This is a genomic window from Oleiphilus sp. HI0086, assembly GCF_001635225.1.
In genome coordinates this window covers 1-273 of the sequence record NZ_LWFZ01000257.1, presented here as the reverse complement: position 1 = coordinate 273, position 273 = coordinate 1, and the positions used below count along the sequence as shown (strand labels likewise).

At 49.5% G+C, this 273-nt stretch carries 1 protein-coding gene; it reads left to right on the top strand.

The features are described 5' to 3' along the window. The coding region (locus A3756_RS27155) for a hypothetical protein (RefSeq protein ID WP_197481137.1) at positions 1-273 on the top strand (273 nt) is incomplete at both ends.

Here is a 273-nt window from a genome sequence, read left to right as displayed (position 1 = left end):
GTCTGGTCTTTATTGGCTTGCTGGTTGAGTCAATAGGTCTTGTTGCTCATGCTCGTTACCTGAATACTGAACAGGGAGAGGGCGCAGCAGCGCACTACATTCAGTGGACGACGTTTGGCAATACTTACTTGGCGAGAAACGTCAGCTTAGTGCTTGGCTTGCTTATCTCTGCAGTCTTCTTTATCTGGGCGCCTACCGGTATTTCAGCTGCACTGATTGGTATCGCTGCGGGGCTTGGCATGATCATTATGTTGTTAGTTGGTCGTGCACTCT